This is a genomic window from Vibrio sp. VGrn 2 (assembly GCF_009361695.1).
Taxonomy (GTDB): Bacteria; Pseudomonadota; Gammaproteobacteria; order Enterobacterales; family Vibrionaceae; genus Vibrio; species Vibrio diabolicus.
Genome location: NZ_RBWD01000009.1, coordinates 132,125 through 151,777, shown reverse-complemented (window position 1 = coordinate 151,777; position 19,653 = coordinate 132,125). Strand labels below are relative to the sequence as shown.

Annotated in this window: 20 protein-coding genes; 4 read left to right on the top strand and 16 right to left on the bottom strand. The window is 43.3% G+C overall.

Features of this window, described 5'->3' with window-relative positions:
* Positions 1–2 precede the first annotated feature (2 nt).
* The 13 genes from vctG to rbsD all read right to left on the bottom strand — a co-directional run bounded on the left by vctG (position 3) and on the right by rbsD (position 11,940).
* A complete protein-coding gene (gene vctG, locus D8S93_RS15870) occupies positions 3–953 on the bottom strand; it encodes an iron chelate uptake ABC transporter permease subunit VctG (RefSeq protein WP_012842333.1) in 951 nt (316 codons plus the stop codon).
* A complete protein-coding gene (gene vctD, locus D8S93_RS15865; RefSeq protein WP_104972467.1) occupies positions 946–1,881 on the bottom strand; it encodes an iron chelate uptake ABC transporter permease subunit VctD in 936 nt (311 codons plus the stop codon). Before vctD ends, vctG begins: the two co-directional genes overlap by 8 nt.
* A gap of 22 nt (positions 1,882–1,903) precedes the next feature.
* Positions 1,904–2,812, bottom strand: a complete 909-nt coding sequence (locus D8S93_RS15860) for a siderophore ABC transporter substrate-binding protein (RefSeq protein ID WP_005397174.1) — start codon at positions 2,810–2,812, stop codon at positions 1,904–1,906.
* Between the two features lie 163 nt (positions 2,813–2,975).
* Positions 2,976–3,656, bottom strand: coding sequence for a Crp/Fnr family transcriptional regulator (locus tag D8S93_RS15855; protein WP_152814201.1), 681 nt, complete (start codon positions 3,654–3,656; stop codon positions 2,976–2,978).
* 132 nt (positions 3,657–3,788) lie between these two features.
* Positions 3,789–4,520: a nucleoside phosphorylase gene (locus D8S93_RS15850; RefSeq protein WP_152814200.1), complete on the bottom strand. Its 732-nt coding sequence runs from the start codon at positions 4,518–4,520 to the stop codon at positions 3,789–3,791.
* 10 nt (positions 4,521–4,530) lie between these two features.
* Positions 4,531–5,262, bottom strand: a complete 732-nt coding sequence (gene pnuC, locus D8S93_RS15845) for a nicotinamide riboside transporter PnuC (RefSeq protein WP_005397168.1) — start codon at positions 5,260–5,262, stop codon at positions 4,531–4,533.
* Between the two features lie 161 nt (positions 5,263–5,423).
* Complete coding sequence (locus tag D8S93_RS25045; RefSeq protein WP_005499106.1) at positions 5,424–5,642, bottom strand: hypothetical protein; 219 nt, start codon at positions 5,640–5,642, stop codon at positions 5,424–5,426.
* A gap of 229 nt (positions 5,643–5,871) precedes the next feature.
* Positions 5,872–6,879, bottom strand: coding sequence for a substrate-binding domain-containing protein (locus tag D8S93_RS15835; RefSeq protein WP_152814198.1), 1,008 nt, complete (start codon positions 6,877–6,879; stop codon positions 5,872–5,874).
* 33 nt (positions 6,880–6,912) lie between these two features.
* Positions 6,913–7,830 carry a ribokinase gene (gene rbsK / locus D8S93_RS15830; protein ID WP_152814196.1) on the bottom strand — a complete coding sequence of 306 codons (918 nt, stop codon included), beginning with the start codon at positions 7,828–7,830 and terminating at the stop codon, positions 6,913–6,915.
* Positions 7,831–8,055: 225 nt separating this feature from the next.
* Positions 8,056–8,934: a ribose ABC transporter substrate-binding protein RbsB gene (gene rbsB / locus D8S93_RS15825; RefSeq protein ID WP_006741010.1), complete on the bottom strand. Its 879-nt coding sequence runs from the start codon at positions 8,932–8,934 to the stop codon at positions 8,056–8,058.
* A gap of 77 nt (positions 8,935–9,011) precedes the next feature.
* Positions 9,012–9,995, bottom strand: a complete 984-nt coding sequence (rbsC, locus tag D8S93_RS15820) for a ribose ABC transporter permease (RefSeq protein ID WP_005397158.1) — start codon at positions 9,993–9,995, stop codon at positions 9,012–9,014.
* The gene (rbsA, locus tag D8S93_RS15815) at positions 9,992–11,497 is read right to left on the bottom strand and encodes a ribose ABC transporter ATP-binding protein RbsA (RefSeq protein WP_085344714.1); all 1,506 of its coding nucleotides are present in this window, start codon (positions 11,495–11,497) and stop codon (positions 9,992–9,994) included. Before rbsA ends, rbsC begins: the two co-directional genes overlap by 4 nt.
* Positions 11,498–11,520: 23 nt before the next feature.
* Positions 11,521–11,940, bottom strand: a complete 420-nt coding sequence (gene rbsD / locus D8S93_RS15810; RefSeq protein ID WP_005397153.1) for a D-ribose pyranase — start codon at positions 11,938–11,940, stop codon at positions 11,521–11,523.
* A gap of 472 nt (positions 11,941–12,412) precedes the next feature.
* Between rbsD and D8S93_RS15805 the strand changes: the two genes are divergently transcribed.
* The 4 genes from D8S93_RS15805 to D8S93_RS15790 all read left to right on the top strand — a co-directional run bounded on the left by D8S93_RS15805 (position 12,413) and on the right by D8S93_RS15790 (position 17,464).
* The gene (locus D8S93_RS15805) at positions 12,413–14,779 is read left to right on the top strand and encodes an EAL domain-containing protein (protein WP_152814194.1); all 2,367 of its coding nucleotides are present in this window, start codon (positions 12,413–12,415) and stop codon (positions 14,777–14,779) included.
* Positions 14,780–15,622: 843 nt separating this feature from the next.
* On the top strand, positions 15,623–16,264 hold the full coding sequence (locus D8S93_RS15800) for a murein L,D-transpeptidase catalytic domain family protein (protein WP_005397144.1): 642 nt from the start codon (positions 15,623–15,625) through the stop codon (positions 16,262–16,264).
* A 331-nt stretch (positions 16,265–16,595) separates the two neighbouring features.
* On the top strand, positions 16,596–17,054 hold the full coding sequence (locus D8S93_RS15795; RefSeq protein WP_152814253.1) for a hypothetical protein: 459 nt from the start codon (positions 16,596–16,598) through the stop codon (positions 17,052–17,054).
* Positions 17,055–17,140: 86 nt separating this feature from the next.
* Positions 17,141–17,464 (top strand): hypothetical protein, encoded by a 324-nt coding sequence (locus D8S93_RS15790; RefSeq protein ID WP_085344717.1) that lies wholly within the window; start codon positions 17,141–17,143, stop codon positions 17,462–17,464.
* A 125-nt stretch (positions 17,465–17,589) separates the two neighbouring features.
* Here D8S93_RS15790 and D8S93_RS15785 read toward each other — a convergent pair whose 3' ends face one another.
* The 3 genes from D8S93_RS15785 to D8S93_RS15775 form a co-directional block, all read right to left on the bottom strand.
* Positions 17,590–18,270 carry a DedA family protein gene (locus tag D8S93_RS15785; protein ID WP_152814192.1) on the bottom strand — a complete coding sequence of 227 codons (681 nt, stop codon included), beginning with the start codon at positions 18,268–18,270 and terminating at the stop codon, positions 17,590–17,592.
* 50 nt (positions 18,271–18,320) lie between these two features.
* Positions 18,321–18,701 carry a hypothetical protein gene (locus D8S93_RS15780; RefSeq protein WP_227483997.1) on the bottom strand — a complete coding sequence of 127 codons (381 nt, stop codon included), beginning with the start codon at positions 18,699–18,701 and terminating at the stop codon, positions 18,321–18,323.
* Positions 18,702–18,845: 144 nt separating this feature from the next.
* On the bottom strand, positions 18,846–19,364 hold the full coding sequence (locus D8S93_RS15775; protein WP_005397138.1) for a DUF4136 domain-containing protein: 519 nt from the start codon (positions 19,362–19,364) through the stop codon (positions 18,846–18,848).
* Positions 19,365–19,653: the final 289 nt, after the last annotated feature.

The following is a 19,653-nucleotide window of genomic DNA, read 5'->3' as shown; positions in this document are numbered from 1 at the left end:
ATTTATACAACTTTGTTTTTCAGTAGTAGGTATAAGAAATACGCACCACCAATAAAGTTAATAACGACACTCAACGTCGTCTCAAAACTGAACACGTTCTCGATAATCCATTGCCCAGCCAGTAACGAGCTGATGGAGAGAAACGAACAACCAACCAATAGCGTTTTGTGTTGGTAACTTCGGAACATTTCTCGGCTTAAGTTGGTCACCAGCAAACCAAAGAACATAATTGGTCCCACTAGAGCCGTAGAAATAGCAATCAGAACCGCCGAGATAATGAATACATTTCGCGTCACCTTAGGTACGTCGACGCCCAAACTTTTCGCATTGTCTTGGTCGAGCCAAAACACATCTAAAGTGCGATGCATACTAAATAGCAACCAACATGCAAACATCAAAGCTGGTGCACTAAAGTAAACCAAATTCACTTTGACATTATTAAAGCTGGCGTAAAGTTTCGATTGAACGATTGCAAACGTATTTGGGTCCATCAGCAAAGAGAAAAATGACGCCGCATTGGAAAATAGCTGACCAAAGATCAAGCCGACCAATAGCAACGTAATCAAGTTCTTGCTTCCTTTAGAAAAGTAAAAACCAAACAACAATAACGAAAACGACACCATTACAATTACGGCAATCGTGAAATTGACGTACAAGTTAAGAACTAAAGTACTCAAACCACCAAAAATCAGCACGATCAAAATTTGCGTCAACACATACAGCGCATCAAACCCCATGATACTTGGCGTTAAAATTCGGTTGTGCGTAATGGTTTGAAATACAAGTGAAGACTGAGCAATAGCCACACCCGCTAGCACTATCGCCAATACTTTAGGAACTCTACGAGATAAAAAATACTGGTAGTTGTCAGCCGTTAGCCCAATACCAATAAACAAACATGCAAAAAGTACCGCAATGCCACCTAGCAGTAGGATTTTCGTTGAATCACGCATGTTGCTTACCTCGCAACAACATCGCGATGAATACCACACCACCCAATATGCTGATCACGATAGAGATTGGCATTTCATGAGGGAAGATAATCAAACGACTCACCAAGTCGCAACACAGCACTAAAGTCGCCCCATACATGGCCGTAAGCGGAATGTTCTTTTTGAGGTTATCACCATAAAAGTGACTAACGAGGTTCGGCACAATCAGACCAAGGAATGGCAGCTGCCCCACAATCATCACGACACTTGCTGACATGATTGACACCAATAGAACGCCAATCGTGACAACCTGCTGATAATTTAACCCCAAGTTAACCGCGAAATCTTTTCCGATACCCACGGCTGAAATCCGTGCGGCAAAAAGATAGCTGAGAATAGCCATTGGTACCGCGATGTACAGCAGTTCAAAATCACCACGCAAGATGTTGGCGAAGTTTGCAACTGTCCAAGCATTCAGACTTTGAAGTGCATCGTATTTGTAAGCGATAAACGTGGTCATGGATTGGATGACATTGCCGAAAATAATTCCGACAAGTGGCACAAAGACCACACTCTTAAATTGAATGCGTTGAATAAAGAAAATAAATGCTAACGTCCCGAACACCGAGATACCAAAGACAAGCCATAGGTGGTTGTCGTTTCCAAAGAAAACCACGCTCAGTACGTAGCCCAGCATGGCGCATTCGATCGTACCGGTTGTAGAAGGTGCAGCAAATCGGTTCTGGCTGATTTGCTGCATGACAAGACCCGCAATACTCAAGCCAGCACCAGCGAGTAATATGGCAAATAAACGTGGTATACGGCTGGTAAAGAAAAGCTCCAACGCTTTCTCATCACCCGAAAATAACTGTTGGGGCGTCATGTTTGCCACCCCAACAAACAACGAAACCGTGCTTAAAACCACAAGGGTTAGCAATAACTTTTTCAAAGTTAACCTCTGCTATCTTGGATTACAGTTCAACGGTTTGCTTGATCTCACTGACCATTTTTTCTGTTGCAGTCACACCAGACATCGACAAGTACCACGCGTCCACATCTAAATAAGTGATTTTGTGATTCTTATATGCCGCGGTTGCTTTGACTAAGTCATTATCCATGGACTTACGAATATCGTTATCTGGCGTGCCTTTTAGCGAATTGCGGTCAACTACGAGTATATTTTTCGGGTTAGCTTCACGAATAAATTCATAAGAAATAACATCTCCGTGAGTGCCCGTTTTCACGTGTTCAACCGTTTCCAAGAAACCGAAATCGTTATAAATCACACCAAATCGTGATTGAGCACCAAACGCACTGATGTTGTCACCCATGCTTAAAATCGTTAACGCATCATTGTTATTTGATTGGTTGTAGTCACGGATTGCTTTGAATTGAGCATCTAGCGCTTCAATTTTCTGCTCTACTTTTTCTTCGATATTGAAGATTTTACCAATATTGCGCCACTGTGCTTGCGTACCTTCCCAGTAACCTTGATTCTCTTTCGCAGCAAAAACGACCGTAGGAGCAATTTCACTCAGCTCTTCATATTTCGCAGACGCTCGCGGACCAACCAATATCAAATCTGGTTTTTGCATGTAAATGGTTTCAAAGTCAGGTTCAAACAAACTACCCGCAGAGGTGTAGTTATCTTTGCTGTATTTTGAAAGGTAGCTAGGCAGATTAGAAGAGTTAGAGACTGCAACAGGATCGATACCAAAGTTGTCCAGCGCATCTAGCGGTCCAAAGCCAATCACAACCACGCGTTCTGGTGATTGTTCTAGCTCGGTTTGCCCCATGTAATGGTCAATCACAACCTTAGCAGCGAAAGAAGGAGAAACAGTAAATAGCGACAGCATAGCCGCACCGACGAATTTTTTCATTTTGTTAAGCCTTAATGAGATCTATTATCATGCGCGTTCGCAATATAACGTTACTCTTTACTGCATTCAACAAAATTTAAGGTACTTTACATTAGTTACGCTTATTCGAGCTCCAACTATATCAAAGACTTATAAAAACCATTCATTGCAATATCTAGGTGTATCATTCATGCGCTTCGATAAATGCTTTGAGTGCAAGCTCATCAATAATCTCCAACCCGTTTTCCGTTTTTGCAATCAATCCCTTTTCAATCAAATCTTTAACTGCACGTCGATAAACACGACCAGAAGTACCAAATCGCTCAGCTTCTTGATTCACTTTGTCAAAGCCACCGAGCAATGTGTTGGTTTGATTACGGACGAAAAGATCATACGCAATATTATAAGTAATGGGATGCAATAACCGATTGGTATAGATATCCATAGAGTCTTGATAATCTTCGGCCAACGCTGAAGCAAAGAACACCATCATTTCTGGATGCTTTTGTAGCGCTTCAGTTAGTTTTTGGATGCAGATGACATCAACCTGCATGTGCTCATCTGCAATCACATTCCATTGGCAAGGAGTCTGAGTGAAGTACTCCATTTCACCATAGATATGGTAGTCGCAGTTTGCCTCTCCTAATTGAAAGCGTCGCCCATTCGCGGCCAATATGCTCATTGACACTCGACCTACTGGCACAACATATAAGTGCTGAAGTTGCTCACCTTGACGGAGAATTTCTTCCCCAGCATCAAAGTAACGCGTACTAATTTGACACTGATAGATCATCTCACGAAAGGCAACGCTCTTTTTTTCAAGGTATGTTTTGAAGCGGCCAGTTGGATACGGGCTGATTTTCATTCTCTGCTCTCTCAGAAAAGTTACTGATAACTATCTCAGGTGGATTGTACCCCGTAACACCAAATAAAAAAGCGACAGTGGCCTGTCGCTTTACATTCATTGATTTATAAGAGTTACTGAAGTTCGTACGGACTAGCTCTGAGCGATCAGCGCTTCTAACGCCGTCGTTGCAGCAAACTTCTCACCTTGCATCATTACTTTCGCTTCATCAACGTACTGACTAACCCCTTCTTTCACATCTTGTTGGTACAGAACGACGTTATTTAAGATCGAAGCCACATGAAGACCACGTAATCGGCCAACGGCAAACAAAGCTGAGGTTTCCATATCGGCACCTAAGACGCCCTTCTTGTTCCAGTATTGGCATATCGCATCTTCGTCATCGGTATAGAAACTGTCGTGAGAACGTACCACACCAAAATGATAATGTGCCTCTTGTACTGACAGGTAACGCTCAACTTCCTTTAATAAGGAAAAGCTTGCGTACGCCGGATAAGCCGAATCCACATACGCTTTGGAGCCGCCTTCATCTCTTACCGCACCTTCGGCAATGATTAGCTCGCCAAGCTGAATGCCTGATTGCATCGCACCGGCCGATCCAACACGCACTACATGAGTGACACCGCACTGTTTTAGCTCTTCAACTGCGATGATCATCGATGGGGCGCCGATGCCTGTGCTGCATACTGAAACAGGCTGGTCTTTGTATTTGCCAGTAAAAACACGGTACTCGCGATTTTCCGAGATCATTTCTGCATCATCCAGTAATGCGGCAATACGATTAGCTCGGTCTGGCTCACCACATACAATGACGAGAGGAGCGACTTGTGTTTCATCAACACCAATATGAGGTTGTTTAGCCATTTTTCGTTCCTTATGCTGCAGCTTGAGCTAAGGTTTTATCGCCATTGCGCTTGGCGCTACGGGCCCATTCACGCGTACCATTGGCAGCAATGAACATCAAAATCGCATACTGAACGGACATCGCATAAACACCCTGTGTCGCGTAAATGCCAACACTGATGATGTTAATCACAACCCAAAGGATCCAGTTTTCCACATATTTACGTGTCATCAGAATTTGTGCAACAACAGAAAGTACTGTCATGGTTGCATCCCAAAACGGGAACGCATCAGGTTCAAGTACCGGATCAGCCAAACCTGCACCAAAGAGATTCAAGCTATCAACAGCAATGTTTGCTAATGCAAAGAAAAAAGGGTCGATGTAGATGGTTAACAACGCGATAGACACAACGCTAATAGAAGCAGTGGCGATGAGTTTCTGTTTGTTTAACCAGCGTACTTCCAGCGTTTCACCTTCCGCGTTTGGACGAGTCCACGCATACCAACCGTAAATGTTCGCACAGAAGAAAAACAGTTGAAGAAGTAATAATCCGTATAACTGAATTTGGAAAAAGATAACGGCAAAAAGAGTGACATTCAGCAAACCGAATAAGTAGTTGATGGTTTTTTCTTGGCTAGCAAACCAAATGCAGAGCAACCCAAAAACCGTACCGAAAGCTTCGATCCAACTCATTGCGTAACCGCCGCCAATTGGAATGTTAACCAGGGTGTTGTTTATATCGAGTAAGGCAAGTAGGTCCATGTCGATGTCCTTTATTATTTTGTTTGGGAATATGCCTATATTAGGGCGTGACACCTAACAAAAAGGAGGACATTTGTCCCCCTCTTGATGCACTCGATCATAATTCAGTTCAATATTTGCTTGAAAGCGCCTATTTATCTCAACCATTCATTCCAAATGAACTAGGACTCGTGTCCTAGGTAGCGCTTTTTGAACGTAGATGCTGACGCGAACAGTAAAGTCGAAGCAAATGTAAACACCACGCCAGCCAAGTATACATACTCTTCATTAGCAAGTAGCTCATAAACACTCACGACAAACACCGTTAATACTAGTGAAATATTGAAACGGTGAAACCACGGCCTCTTTACTGAATACTGTGCATATCTCTTAACTAACATAAAGATTTTCCATTCATCTCAATAATTTATAAATCTAATTATAGACTTTATTAATAATAAGCTTTTTAAGCACTATCTACACGAAATCTTTCGAGTTACTCGCAAAAAATCACACTTTTCAAATATTGAGTTAATAAATTCGAACATCTGTTTTGCATGCTTATTTATTTTTAGCCCATTCTTTATAAATTATATGCACTAAATTTGTTAACCATACGTTTGTTTTTAATTAAGAGAAATTCGTCACACTGTTGCGTACAACCAATGCTGGTTCCAGTTGAACGACTTGAGCTTCGTTAGATTTGTCGTCCAGTCTTCGGACAAGAGTTTCGACGGCGGCTTGGCCGAGTCGATATTTGGGTTGGTGGATGGTCGTTAAGGAAGGCGACATGAACTTCGCGATATGTATGTCATCGTAACCGATGATTGAAATCTGTTCCGGGACTTTAATATTGAGCTCATTTGCGGCGTTAATCACACCCATCGCCATCATATCATTGGAAACGAAAATCGAACTGGGTAAGGCGCCTCGCTGCGCCATTTTCATAAATGCTTGATATCCGCCTTCACATTCGAAGTCCGATTCAATTATCCAGTTGGCATTAAATTCCAAGCCTGCTTCGTTCATCGCACGTTTGTAACCTTCGTATCGCATTTGCGCTTGGTGTTTAATCAAAGGGCCGGTGATACATCCTATTTCTGTGTGGCCACAATCAATCAGGTATTTCGCCGCTAGGTAACCGCCACGAAGCGAGTTATCTTGAATTTTGTCGCTCGTAAACAGCATCGGCCCCCAATCCATCACCACGACAGGGATATCAGGATAACGCTCAAATACATCAATACGCTCTCCCTCTAGCGAGGAGCACATCAAGATCAAACCATCGACACGCTTTTGCAAAAGCGTATTAATGGATTGGCGCATGCGTTCATTATCACCTTCTGTGTTACATAGAATGAGACTATAGCCTTTGTGATAGCAACTGCGTTCGACGCCTTTTACGACTTCGCCAAAGAATGGGTTGGTTGAAGTTGTCACTAGCATACCAATGGTTTTGGTACGGTTGACTTTGAGGCTACGCGCCAAAGCTGATGGCGCATAGTAGTTGAGTTCTTTTGCGGCATTATTGACGCGTTCGGAGATCTCTTCACTCACAAAACGCGTCTTGTTAATAACATGGCTCACTGTTGAAGTGGAAACCCCTGCCAGTTTTGCGATGTCTTTCATCGTCGCCATGTTATTACTCCTAATTGATGAGGCGTTTAAGCCCTATTGTGCAGCGAGAAACGCGTCCACCTCTTCGCGAGTTGGGATCGACGTCTGCGCGCCAAAGCGGGTCACAGAAATTGCAGCCGCCGCATGTGCAAACTTAATTGCTGATTCTAAAGGTAAACCCTCTAACAGGCCAGTGACGAATGCCCCATTAAACGTATCCCCTGCTGCGGTGGTATCGGTCGCGTCAACACGGAACCCCGGGATGAGCTCACCTCTACCATTTTGACTTAACCAAACACCCTTCGCACCGAGAGTGATCATGACAATTTCGATACCTTTGCTATGAAGCACATTCGCCGCTTCTTGCGCGCTGTCATTATCCGTTACCGTTACCCCCGTCAACACTTCAGCTTCGGTTTCATTTGGTGTAATGACATCAATACAAGCAAGCAGTTCGTCTGACAGTTCACGAGCAGGGGCAGGGTTTAAAATGACGTTAGTTTTTGCATCTTTCGCCACTCGCGCGGCTTTCTCAATGCCGCACATCGGCGTTTCCAATTGCATCAGCAGGTACTCCGCTTGGCGAATGCGTTCTAAATCTGGCTCAATCGCTTCTGCTGTCAATTTGGCATTCGCTTCTGCTGAAATACAAATGCTGTTTTCACCACTATCCGACACTTGAATCATCGCAATGCCAGTTGGGCAGTTTGGTTGCATCTTCACACCTGTGATGTCGATGCCGTCCATATTGAAGTTTTCACGAATATTGATGCCGAACGAGTCATCGCCTACACAAGCAATAAAGCCAATATCAGCCTTGAGTCGAGCTGCAGCAACAGCTTGGTTGGCACCTTTGCCACCTGGGATAACTTGATAGTTGCGACCATGTAGCGTTTCGCCAGGGCGAGGGAAAGAAGGCACTTGAAGAACATGGTCAGCGTTTACACTACCTAACACCACTAACTTATTCATACGGTTATCCTCGGTTCTGAATGAACCCTTTTTTTGAAAAACTATTTTGGAAAATACATTAGATGACTTTAACTTCTCTTCTTAGCGAAGGAGTCACGATAAAAAGCCAAAGGCATCTATACCCTGCATTTTTAAGTCACTTGGGTATGTTTGCCCTCTCCTCCTAAACGACAGATATAAACGGAGGAGAGAGCAAAAATTAGGACGCTTTATTGAACGTCAAACTTATTTAGTCACTACTTTTAGTGGTACCGGAATGTATGCTTCTACTTTTTCACCTTTCAAGACTTTGTCAGCCGTTTCGACACCCAAAGCACCGATAAGATCTGGCTGCTGCGCGATGGTTGCTGCTAGTTTGCCACGGTTAACTGCGGCAATGCCGTCTTCCGTGCCATCAAAACCAACGATAACGACGTCTTTGCCAGAAGCTTGAACGGCGCGAAGTGCACCTAGCGCCATTTCATCATTCTGTGCGAACACCGCTTGTACATCAGGGTTAGCCGCGAGTAGGTTTTCCATCACGTTTAGGCCTTTAGTACGGTCAAAGTCTGCTGGCTGGCTGGCAAGAAGATCCATATCGCTGCCCTTCACGGCATTCATGAAACCTTCACCACGCTCGCGCGCCGCCGATGTGCCCGCAATACCTTCAAGCTGAATTACTTTTGCTTTTTCGCCAACTTTTTCCATGATGTAGTGGCCTGCCATTTCACCACCGATCACGTTGTCGGACGCGATGTGGCTCACGACTTCACCACGGCTTGCGCCACGGTCTAGTGTCAATACAGGGATCTTAGAACGGTTCGCCATACGAATCGCATTAGACACAGCATCAGAATCCGTTGGGTTGATAAGAATTGCTTTTACGCCGCGAATACTTAAATCCTCGATGTTCGACAGTTCTTTGCTCGGGTCATTTTGCGAGTCCAGTACAATTAAGTCGTACCCCAATTCTTTCGCTTTAGCTTCCGCACCGTCTTTCATCGTTACGAAGAACGGGTTGTTTAGCGTCGAAACCACAATCGCCATCGTATCTTGGGCTTGTGCCGCTACTGATACAGTGGAAGAAAGAAGTGCAGCAGAGATAAGAGTTGCAAGTTTTTTCATCGTTCTAGTCCTTTGTGTAGGGTGAGCCAGCACACGCCCACTGGCTCGGTTTGTATTCAGGATTTAATGGTTATGGATTATTTGTTTTTGTTATCTACCAGTACTGCGAGCAAGATAACCACTGCTTTGGCAATCATTTGGTAGTAAGAGGAAACGTCTAGTAGGTTAAGAGCGTTGTTTAAGAAACCGATGATCAGCGCACCAATTAGCGTACCCATGATGCGGCCTTTACCGCCCATCAAGCTGGTACCGCCAAGTACAACCGCAGCAATCGCATCTAACTCGTAACCCATACCCGCTGTTGGCTGCGCCGAAGACAGACGAGAAGTCACGATGATGCCTGCAAGCGCTGCCAGCATACCGCAGATAGCGTACACACCAATCTTCACTCGGTCTACATTGATACCAGATAGACGAGTCGCTGATTCGTTGCCACCTAGTGCATAAACGTAGCGACCAAAGCGAGTGTGGTTAAGTAGGTACCAAGCCGCAGCGAATACAACTACCATCAACCAAACAGGTACTGGAATACCTAGCGCGTAGCCGGTACCAAACCATGCAAACGCATCAGCTGTGTCAGTAAAACCTGTCGAGATTGGACGACCTTCGGTGTACACCATAGTCACACCGCGTAGTAACGTCATGGTAACCAGCGTAGCGATAAAGGCCTGTACTTTGCCCTTCGCAATGATGATGCCGCTAATTGCACCTAACGCTGCACCTGCGACTAAAGCAGTCGGAACCGCCACCAGCACCGGGACTTCAAGCGCAATCATGCTTGCCGCAAAGGCACCACATAGCGCCAGTACGGAACCAACACTCAAGTCGATGCCTGCGGTTAAAATAACCAGTGTCATACCTACCGCGATAATGGCATTCACTGAGGTTTGACGAAGAATGTTGAGAATGTTGTCGACCGTAAAGAAGTTCGGGTTCAAAAATGACACAACAACAATCAAAAAAATCAGTGCTATCAGTGATTTTTGCTCAATCAACCACTCTTTTGTGAACAACTTCTTGCTGCTAGCTTCGGTTGGTTTGCTCATGGTATTAGTACTCATGCTGCTTCCTCATTGATCTTTTTGCCTACGGCACAGGCGAGTAATTTTTCTTGATCGGCGTCTTTCGCATCGAATTTGCCAGTAATACGACCTTCATGCATAACCAGAATGCGGTCACTCATACCCAGCACTTCTGGCATCTCGGAAGACACCAAGATGATGCTCATGCCTTCGGCTTTGAACTTGTTGATGAGTTGATAAATTTCTTTTTTCGCACCGACATCGACGCCACGTGTTGGCTCATCGAGAATCAGAACTTTAGGTTTGGTCATTAACCCTTTCGCGATCGCCACTTTTTGCTGGTTACCGCCGGATAAGTTACCAATGATTTGGTCGCGCGTAGGGGTTTTGATATTAAATAGCTTGATAAAATCTTCCACGGCAATCACTTCGTCGCTATGTTGGATTTGGAAGCCTTTAGTCAAATGATTGAGAGAACAAAGTGACATATTCTCCTTAACCGAGAGACCTAACACCAAGCCATCGCCTTTGCGATCTTCAGAGATATAAGCGATGCCATTTGCTAAGCCATCTTGTGGGCTAACCGGGTTAATGGTTTTGTTATCGAGGTTGATAACACCATGCTCACTTGGCAACGCGCCGTAAATCACTTTCATCAGTTCGGTGCGGCCTGCCCCCATCAAACCAGAAATACCCAAAATCTCACCGCGTTTCAGCGTGAAGCTCACATCGTGAACGCCAGAGCCAGTCAGGCCAATCACTTCAAGGCAAGTTTCGCCATGTCGCACATCAATACGTGGGTATTGCTCTTCTAACTTACGACCAACCATCATTTCGATCAGGCCGTCTTCATCAGTTTCGGACACCTTGCACTCACCGATAAATTTACCGTCACGAAGCACCGTAATATCGTCACAGATTTCAAAGATTTCTTTAAGACGGTGTGAGATATAAACAATGCCGCAGCCCTGCTCTCGAAGCTCGTTGATCACTTTAAATAGTGACTCCGTCTCGGTATCAGTCAGCGCGTCAGTTGGCTCATCCATAATGATGACTTTCGATTCAAACGAAAGCGCTTTCGCGATCTCCACCATTTGCTGTTCACCTAAGCTCAAATCACCAAGCAACGTTTTCGATGAGTGCTTTACGTTAAGGCGTTGAAGCAACTTGTCTGCTTCTTCATACATCTTGCCCCACTGAATACGCCCCATCGTGCCGGTAAATTCACGACCTAGATAGATGTTTTCAGCAATCGTTAGTTCAGGGATCAAGTTCAATTCTTGGTGAATGATGCTGATGCCCGCTTCCTGTGAGTCACGCGGTCCTTTAAACGCGGCAGGTTGGCCTTGATATTGGATGCTACCCGCATCCATGTGATAGATGCCAGTCAGCACCTTCATCAATGTTGACTTGCCTGCTCCATTTTCTCCCATGAGCGCCATGACACGGCCTGGGTAAACATTCAGGCTCGCTTTGTCCAGTGCTTTCACGCCCGGGAAGGCTTTCTCAATGTCGCTCAGTTGTAGAATGGCTTGAGTCATAATCTGTCCTCAATATCTCTGGCTTAAAAAACCACGCCCGCTTGAAAGATAACGTTCGCGTATGGCGAGCATTCGCCAGTTCGAACGACAGCGCGGCTTTGTGCCGTGCGTGCTTTAAATGCTTCATGTGACACGTAGCTGATCTCGATAGATTTACCCGTTTCTTCGCTCTCTTTGCTCAGTTCGTTAAGCAATGCTTGATGCAAAACAGGGCTTACATCAGAAAACTCTTCCGCAATGATGACCCCTTCGATTTGCGACTCAGATAGAATCACGCGAACAGTATCAAGAAAACTTGGTACGCCATGCGTTAGCGCCAAATCAATTCGCTGTACATGCTCAGGGATTGGCAGACCAGCGTCACATATCGTGATCTCATCGGTGTGGCCTAGCGTCGCCACTAAGTAAGAAATATCTGAGTTAATTAGGGTACTTTTTTTCATCTCATCGACCTTTCGGTTACACGTTCATACAACCATGAGCGCCTGTTTTAAAGTGTTTTCGTTATTAACAGAAAACCCATCGAAACGTTTCGATGGAATAATAATTCGTTGTGGTAATTTGACCAGAGTGAGATCGATAAGGTGTGAGAATGATCCGTAATTAACGGGTCATCGAATAGTAAAAAGGTACATGAGTCACACTTTGCCATCGAAACGTTTCGATGACTGGTTTAATCGACACTTGAAGTGAGGTTTTTAAAGACAGTTGAAAAAGAGACACGTCCCATTACTGAGAAACACTCTAGTTAATGAGATGGAAACCTTACACATCATCACAGTTCTTGGATGGTTGTCTGATTTTGGAGAACGCTCACCTTACAATCTGGTTACAATTTGCAAAACACATCATCCGTTCAGTACCTTATATGGTATGCGACGTTTGTAGGGACACAAACGGAAACTAAAAGCCATAATGAAGTTAAGCAATCGAGTCATCTTGCTTGTCGCGCCAGTGATCTTATTAAGCGCGCTGGTATCAAGTTATATTATTTACAGCATTCAAAAAGTAACGCTCATCAAGCGAGAAGACAGCTATATCCAATTGCAAATGGAAAAGCTCGCAGGGCAGTTCCGACAAGCCAACATATTCCTCAATAGTTATGCATACACATTAAGCAAAAGTGATGTATTGCAAGACTACTTGGTGAATCATAGCAATCCGTATCGTGAGCGCGTGTTATTTAACCGACTCGATGAAACCGCAGATGTGTTAAGCCATGGCTATACAGGCGATGCAAGCATGGCGATTCTCGACGGGAAACAAAACCTTCTTTATTACACAGAAAATAAATACTACGAATCATCAGGTGTAGTCGACCCTAAGGTATTGGATTACATCTCGCGAAGCTTTAGTACGAGAGAAGCGTTTAACCATACTGGCTTTATTTACAATTCCAGCGGGCAAAGTATTCTTCTGCAATACGAACTGATCGACAAACGAACAGGGACACAACCTCTAAGTTTTGATCCGCAAAATGTCTTTTTCGTGGTGATATCGGTATCGCTCGAAGCCTTCAATGAGATCAAGCACGAAATCGAGTTCGACACGCATAGCGTGATAACTTTTGCCGACAAGCCTATTTATCTCGATATTCCTCTCGCTCAGACGATTGAACTATTGCCACACTTTTATGCGGTACTCTCCCCCGCTGAATATTTGATGTGGAATAAAGTCGATAAAGTGTGGCTAGAACTGGCCCTTTCCTTTGGTGTGGCAGCGTTTTGCACCATCACCTTAATTGTTTTGGTTTTGTATCGTTATGTATTACACCCCGTTTCTCGCCTCGATAAACAGCTACAAGAGCTGGAAACAAATCAACGCGGCAACATTGAAAAGCTAGAAACAAACGATGAAATAGGACGCTTATCCTCACGCTTTTTTGATATGTATGAAGAGCTCAACGTCATATATAAGAAGACAAAACGCCTGGCTGAAACGGATCACCTAACGCAACTCGCTAATCGCCATCGTTTCCATGAACTTGCAACTCGTGAACTCGTCTCCCCTTCGCAGCATTTGTGGGTCATTTATGTCGATCTCGATAACTTTAAGTACGTTAATGACAAATACGGGCATGAACTGGGAGACAACTTATTAAAGGTGTTTTCATCACACATCAAAAATGTCTGTCAAAAATTCTCGTACGACTACGATAGTCCCTGTTTTGCAGCAAGATTGTCTGGTGACGAATTTGCTATTTTATTGAGCTCAAATCAGGATGCACAACGCCTACCCGACTTGCTGGCCTCAGAGTTACTAAAACCGATTAGCAATCTCAGTCCATCTTGGAGTAATTCATTCCCCGTGACTGCGAGCGTAGGTATCGCTCAGTACCCTCAAGACGGTACAGACGTCGCGAAATTACTCTCCAGTGCCGATGCGGCAATGTATCAAGCCAAACGAGCCGGGAAAAACCAGTACGCTTATTACTCAGCAGCTCTCAATGTTGAGTCTCAAAGACGCAGTCAGCTTGAGCGAGCGCTCAGAAAAAGCAACGTGGAAGAAGAGTTCCATCTCGTTTTTCAACCCTATATGAATAATCGGGACAACGAGATTGAAGGACTAGAGGTATTATTGCGCTGGGAAGCGGAAGGCATTGGTCCCGTGCCTCCGAAAGAGTTTATCCCAATCGCGGAACAGGCGGGCTTATTTGATAAAATTGATCGCTGGGTTTTCGCCAACGCGACAGCGGAATATCACCAATTAAGAAATATTTTTGGCAAAGACATTGTCCTTTCGGTCAACCTCTCTTCAGCAGAACTTAACTCCATCGAAATGGCGAATTATATTCATGACCAAGCAAGCAAAAACGGTGTGAAGCCAGAATGTATTGAGTTAGAAATAACAGAAACCTTTGCCGCAGAACAACAAGGTACAGCATTACTTGATGAGCTGTCGAAGCGTGGCTATCGTCTCGCCATTGATGACTTTGGCTCTGGCTATACATCGCTGACTCAACTTGTTCAATATCCAGTTCAGAAGATCAAGTTTGACCGAGAGTTCCTCGTTACATTGATGAAAACCAACAACGGTCATGTGATCAAACCCATCATCGAGCTATGCCACGCTCAAAATAAAACGGTCACCGCAGAAGGTATTGAGCACAGTGTGATGCATGAGTGGTTATCGGCCTACCGCTGTGACTATATGCAAGGCTATTTATTTGGTAAGCCAATGAGTAAGGAACAACTGAATTTGTGGTGGCAGTCCGCAAATGACGATAGCCGCTTCGATGGTTCCATAATAGGTTCAATTACTGTTCAAGGGACATCTTATTAAAGATTAAGTACAGAAGCCATGTATGTGGCTGCTGTACTTATATAATATAGAAACAAGACTTTACCCTTAGTTTCAATAATATAAGCAACCACATAAGTTCGTACGTTAATTTTTGGTATTATTATTTTTCGATGAAATCTCTCAGTTATTTAAATATTTAATCAAAACGATAGAATTACTTTTTGGTAAGTTTAGTTCTGTTTTTACTTCTTTAATTGAAGACATAAGGAAATAAGTAAAAGCTGACAAACTTTACTTTTGTACTGCTGATCACCGACTTAAATGATTCGTGTAGAAGCTCATTTGTCGGCTCCACTTAGACTTAGCTTTATCACTTGTGAACAGGAAATGCCCTTCTTCTCGGTATTTCTCTACCTTTCTTATCCATCTTGTTGTTTACCCACTCACTTAAAATGCACTAACACACATAACGAGTTGACGTTACGATTTGTTACGAGTCAAATCACAAATCTAAACGCAGGCTGAATAGACGTACAAAAGACAAACACATTGAAATAAAAAGAGTTTCTAATCTAGAAAAAATAAAACATCGTTTTTATAAATTCGCCATCTCACAAATATCCTTAAACACAGTTTTATTAATTACGCATATCAGATATTATTTATGCCGTAGTTTATCGAAACAATCGATTAACTTCATAATTTATTTGAGTTTCAAACAGTTAGTTTTTAACTTAAAAACTTATCGTTAACCCAATATTAAGTACCTAAGCGTACAATAAGAAACATTGGGAATAGAATTATATTGATGTGCATGTTGTTTTAACGAATGCATGAAGCAATCGGTAAATTTGTAACACCATAGAGTTTTATTTAGCCAAGATGAAAAAGTTAATTTTATTATTTATATGGACATTTCTGTCTGCCTCTCCTTTTGCCTTTGCAAAACAAGCAGATAACGAAGTCAAAAGTCACATACCACAGAATCAAATTGAACAAGTGTTCAAACAAGCAAAGTTAGATGGCGTAGTAGACTTTAAATTGTTTCGTGACGCTTACATCGCGTACAAAAAAACACCCGATAGAAAGAAATCAGTACTAACCATCATCGACTATAGTAAACCATCGACTGAAAAACGCTTTTATGTGGTTGATTTAGATAAAAAGAAGCTTATCTACAATACTTATGTTTCTCACGGTGTGAACAGTGGAAAGAAAACAGCGACGCAGTTTTCAAACGTGGTGAACTCGCGTAAAACATCGCTGGGTACGTTTTTGACTGACACCACCTACTACGGATCAAATGGTTATTCACTTCGATTAGATGGTCTAAGCTCAGGGTTGAACGATAAAGCTCGTGAGCGTTATATCGTTGTGCACGGTGCCGACTATGCTAACCCTTCTTTTATCAAGAAGAATGGTTACCTTGGGCGCAGTTGGGGTTGCCCTGCACTGCCAAAGAAGTTGTCTCGTGAGATCATTGACACCATAAAAGGCGGCAGTGTTATTTATGCAAGCGCATAACACGGGTGCAAATCATGTGGGGAAGAATGCTCTATTTCTTCCCTAACAAATAATCGGATTGGCTCAAGCTTCCTTGTCTCATGACTCTCTTTACCTGTTTCTCCAGTTTTCGCTTGCTTCAACGCTAAAATTATTTAGGTATTAGCTTATACCCAAATAACATCAGAAAACTCTGTTCATCCCTCTTCCATCTCGTTAGTATACGCTGAGTTGGTCAGACACCGATTTTCATTGTTATCATAGTGTCACTAAGATTCCGTAGTCATAGTGATAGTCTATGACGTTATATGTTTAGGGTTACTTCTTGCGTTATCTACACCGTATATTATTGATGCTTTCATTGTCCCTATTTTCAGGGTTCATCGTTGCCTCATATGTGTATACGTATCACCACACTAAACATTACACCTCTGAACGCTTGCTTAAACTCGCGCAACAAGACGATTTTGAACTAGCACACAGCGAATTCCATACATTTGCCTCTCCAAGTTCTTGGGGCTCAGAAGGTTATTATCTGCACATAAAGCGCGAGTTGTTAGCACTGGTTTCCTGCCGCCGAACATCCGCCACTGATGGTGTTTTATCATCTGATTTTACTCCTGATTATTTTTTACTTGTTGCTTTCTCTTCCCCACCACTATTGGAACTGGCAAAACAAGCATCTCGCTTACCTCTTGATGGTTATGGCGGGCTGATGAGTAAACGCTCTCTCTATCGACTTTCAGGAAGAAAAGAAGCCAATTTAATGTACGTCTTTACTCATGGTCGCAACGCCTTCCCTGTTGTTTAACTTTTTATGACATACAGAGAACACGGAAATGTAACGATGAGGACCAATACGCTCATTGTTACTAGAACCAATTTGAGGTCCATATAATGACAAAATTCGCTACGACTATCGCACTAGCATTACTATTTGCAACGAGCTCTGCCTTCGCTAACACGGAAGCAAAACCAGAAGAAATGAGCAATGAGACTCTGCTAGAGTGTGCCAATGTTTCTAATGCACGTATTGCGGTTCCTGAACACAGAGCGATGTTCAGGCACTACCTAATGTCTGAAAGAAACTACAGTTTCAGTCAGTTATCTTCTGCTGAGCTTGAATTTAAAGCAGCAGATAAGAATGAATCCGAAGTAGAAACTATCTACAAATCTCAGTGTAAAGAGGTTGGCGAGTACCTATATAGCATTGGCTATTAAATTCGAAACCCTAACGACACTAAAAAAGAAAGGCGCATACATTGCGCCTTTCTTTTTACTGATAAAAACCAGCCGATTAGATGTCTAATCTATATACAAGCTTAAAAGTGCAAATCAAAGTAAACTTACTGGGAGAACTCTGACACATCCTTGGATTTACAGAACGCTCGACGTGCTTTAACAAACAAGAAACTAAGCACTCCCATCGCAAGAGTAATCATTGGAGCCGCCATTAATAGCATTGTGATCGCTTTGCTTATATTCTCTGGTAGCAAAGGAAGCAATAAACCAAAACCGCATAATATCAGCGTCCATAAAATCGCACTCAGCCACGCAAAGTAATGGAATTTACTAATACGTTTCACTCGCAACCCCATCATTAATGGCAATAGGGAACGAACAACCGGAATAAACCGCGCACAAAAAAGCGCAATCAATCCATGTTTACTGAGTAATGCGTCGACCTGTTCCAAACGCTTTTGAGGAACCGCGCTCACCCAGCCTTGGACCTTAGGTAAGCGATTTAGCCACTTGCCTTGTAAGTAAGCCGCCCAACTTCCCAATCCCGCACTAACAGCTATCACCAACATAATCATAATGGGATCAAGGACGCCAACCGCCGCCAGCGTACCGGATAATACGACGACACTGTCGCATGGGAATGGCGCAGCAGGAATAAAACCACTTTCCAAAAAGATAAGCGCAGCAACAACAAAATAAACCAATCCTGCACCGCCTGGCGCCATTAACGCCGTAAAATCTTGATGCCAAAAGGCACTCAAGACCTGAATTATCGAATCAAACATAAACCGCTCCTAAGCATAACTAACCAAAAATTGTAAAAACATGGAATGTGTTAGCGAGCATGTATAAAGCGGTATATGAGATTCGATTCTTTCCTCGCACCGATTCTGTATTTAGAATGAGTAAAAATACTTTCAACACAACGACCTAAAGCCTCATTGCCGATGCGTTTTAGCAGCCCCATCGAGTGAATTGCCGAACGATGTGTCCACCAAACTACAGCAAGCGTTTCAAACCATTCGAGTTCTACATCGTCGTTCGAGCTCGTTTCCTTAGAATGGCTAACCCTCAATATATTCCGGCTGTTTAAACTCGGATAGTCTTGTTGTATTGGAGAGGCAGGGTGTTCTGAAAAGTGCTTCGACTTAGCGTCAACAGCAATATTCTGGTTATGAAATGAAAGAAAATTTGGGTATGAGTGTGCCATACTCATGCTCGGAGCCAACAAGCAGAAAAGTAGTCCGAGTAAAGCAATCAGAGTCGTACGCACAAAGGTAACCAAAACCAAAATAATAAGTTCTTTTAACCCTGTGCGTAACGATTGGCAATTAGTATTCTTAATCGTTAAGAATACTAATTATTTTTCACCGTAAGGGTAGTTTTCAAACATTTTCGCAATTTCTTCTTCAATCAGAGATTCTCTTTTCTCAGAGCTCATAGACTCAGACAGTTTCCTGCTTGAAACACCTTTCCACACAACCTGATTAGCCTTTGCATCAACAAGCTCTACCACCAGTTTGCCATACTTACGTTCTTTGTATCGTTCCGGGCTTGAAGTGATCACGCCAAAGCTATTCCAACCATAACCGAAACTCACCGAAGACCCAGAAGAGACAAGCTCGGACTCTTCGACGATATCATGATGAACGTAAAGGTCCCCACCACTATTCACTTTAATTAGGCCCTTGTCTTCAAGCTGTTCAGCCAATCCTTGTTCAATACGTCGACCATCAATACTCGTAGGGGCTTCTGCTTGGGCACCGAAATCAAACGTTCTGTAAGCTGAAAAATCGGCTTGCTTATCAACATCCGTCGTTACGGTTGTACAAGCAGACACGAGCATCATCACCGCCCCTAATATCAAACCTTTCCACATGTTAAATCTCCTTTGGTTAAGCTGACTGTTTCAGCGGAATTACGCTAGTGCTATACATACGCTTCAGCAGTAAAAAGTAATCATTTCAATATCTAGTCTTGACCATGAAACCTGACTGTTCAATAAACGCGATTAACCTTTACACTGACAATCTTGAATATCATCAATGCCTAAACGCTAGTAGACAGTGTGTTTACCCCTAATTAGCAGCCATCGATTTTAGAAGCGGAATCGCTGACCCTCCTGAAAAACAGAGACAATGAACACTTTAACACCAAGACGCTACTTT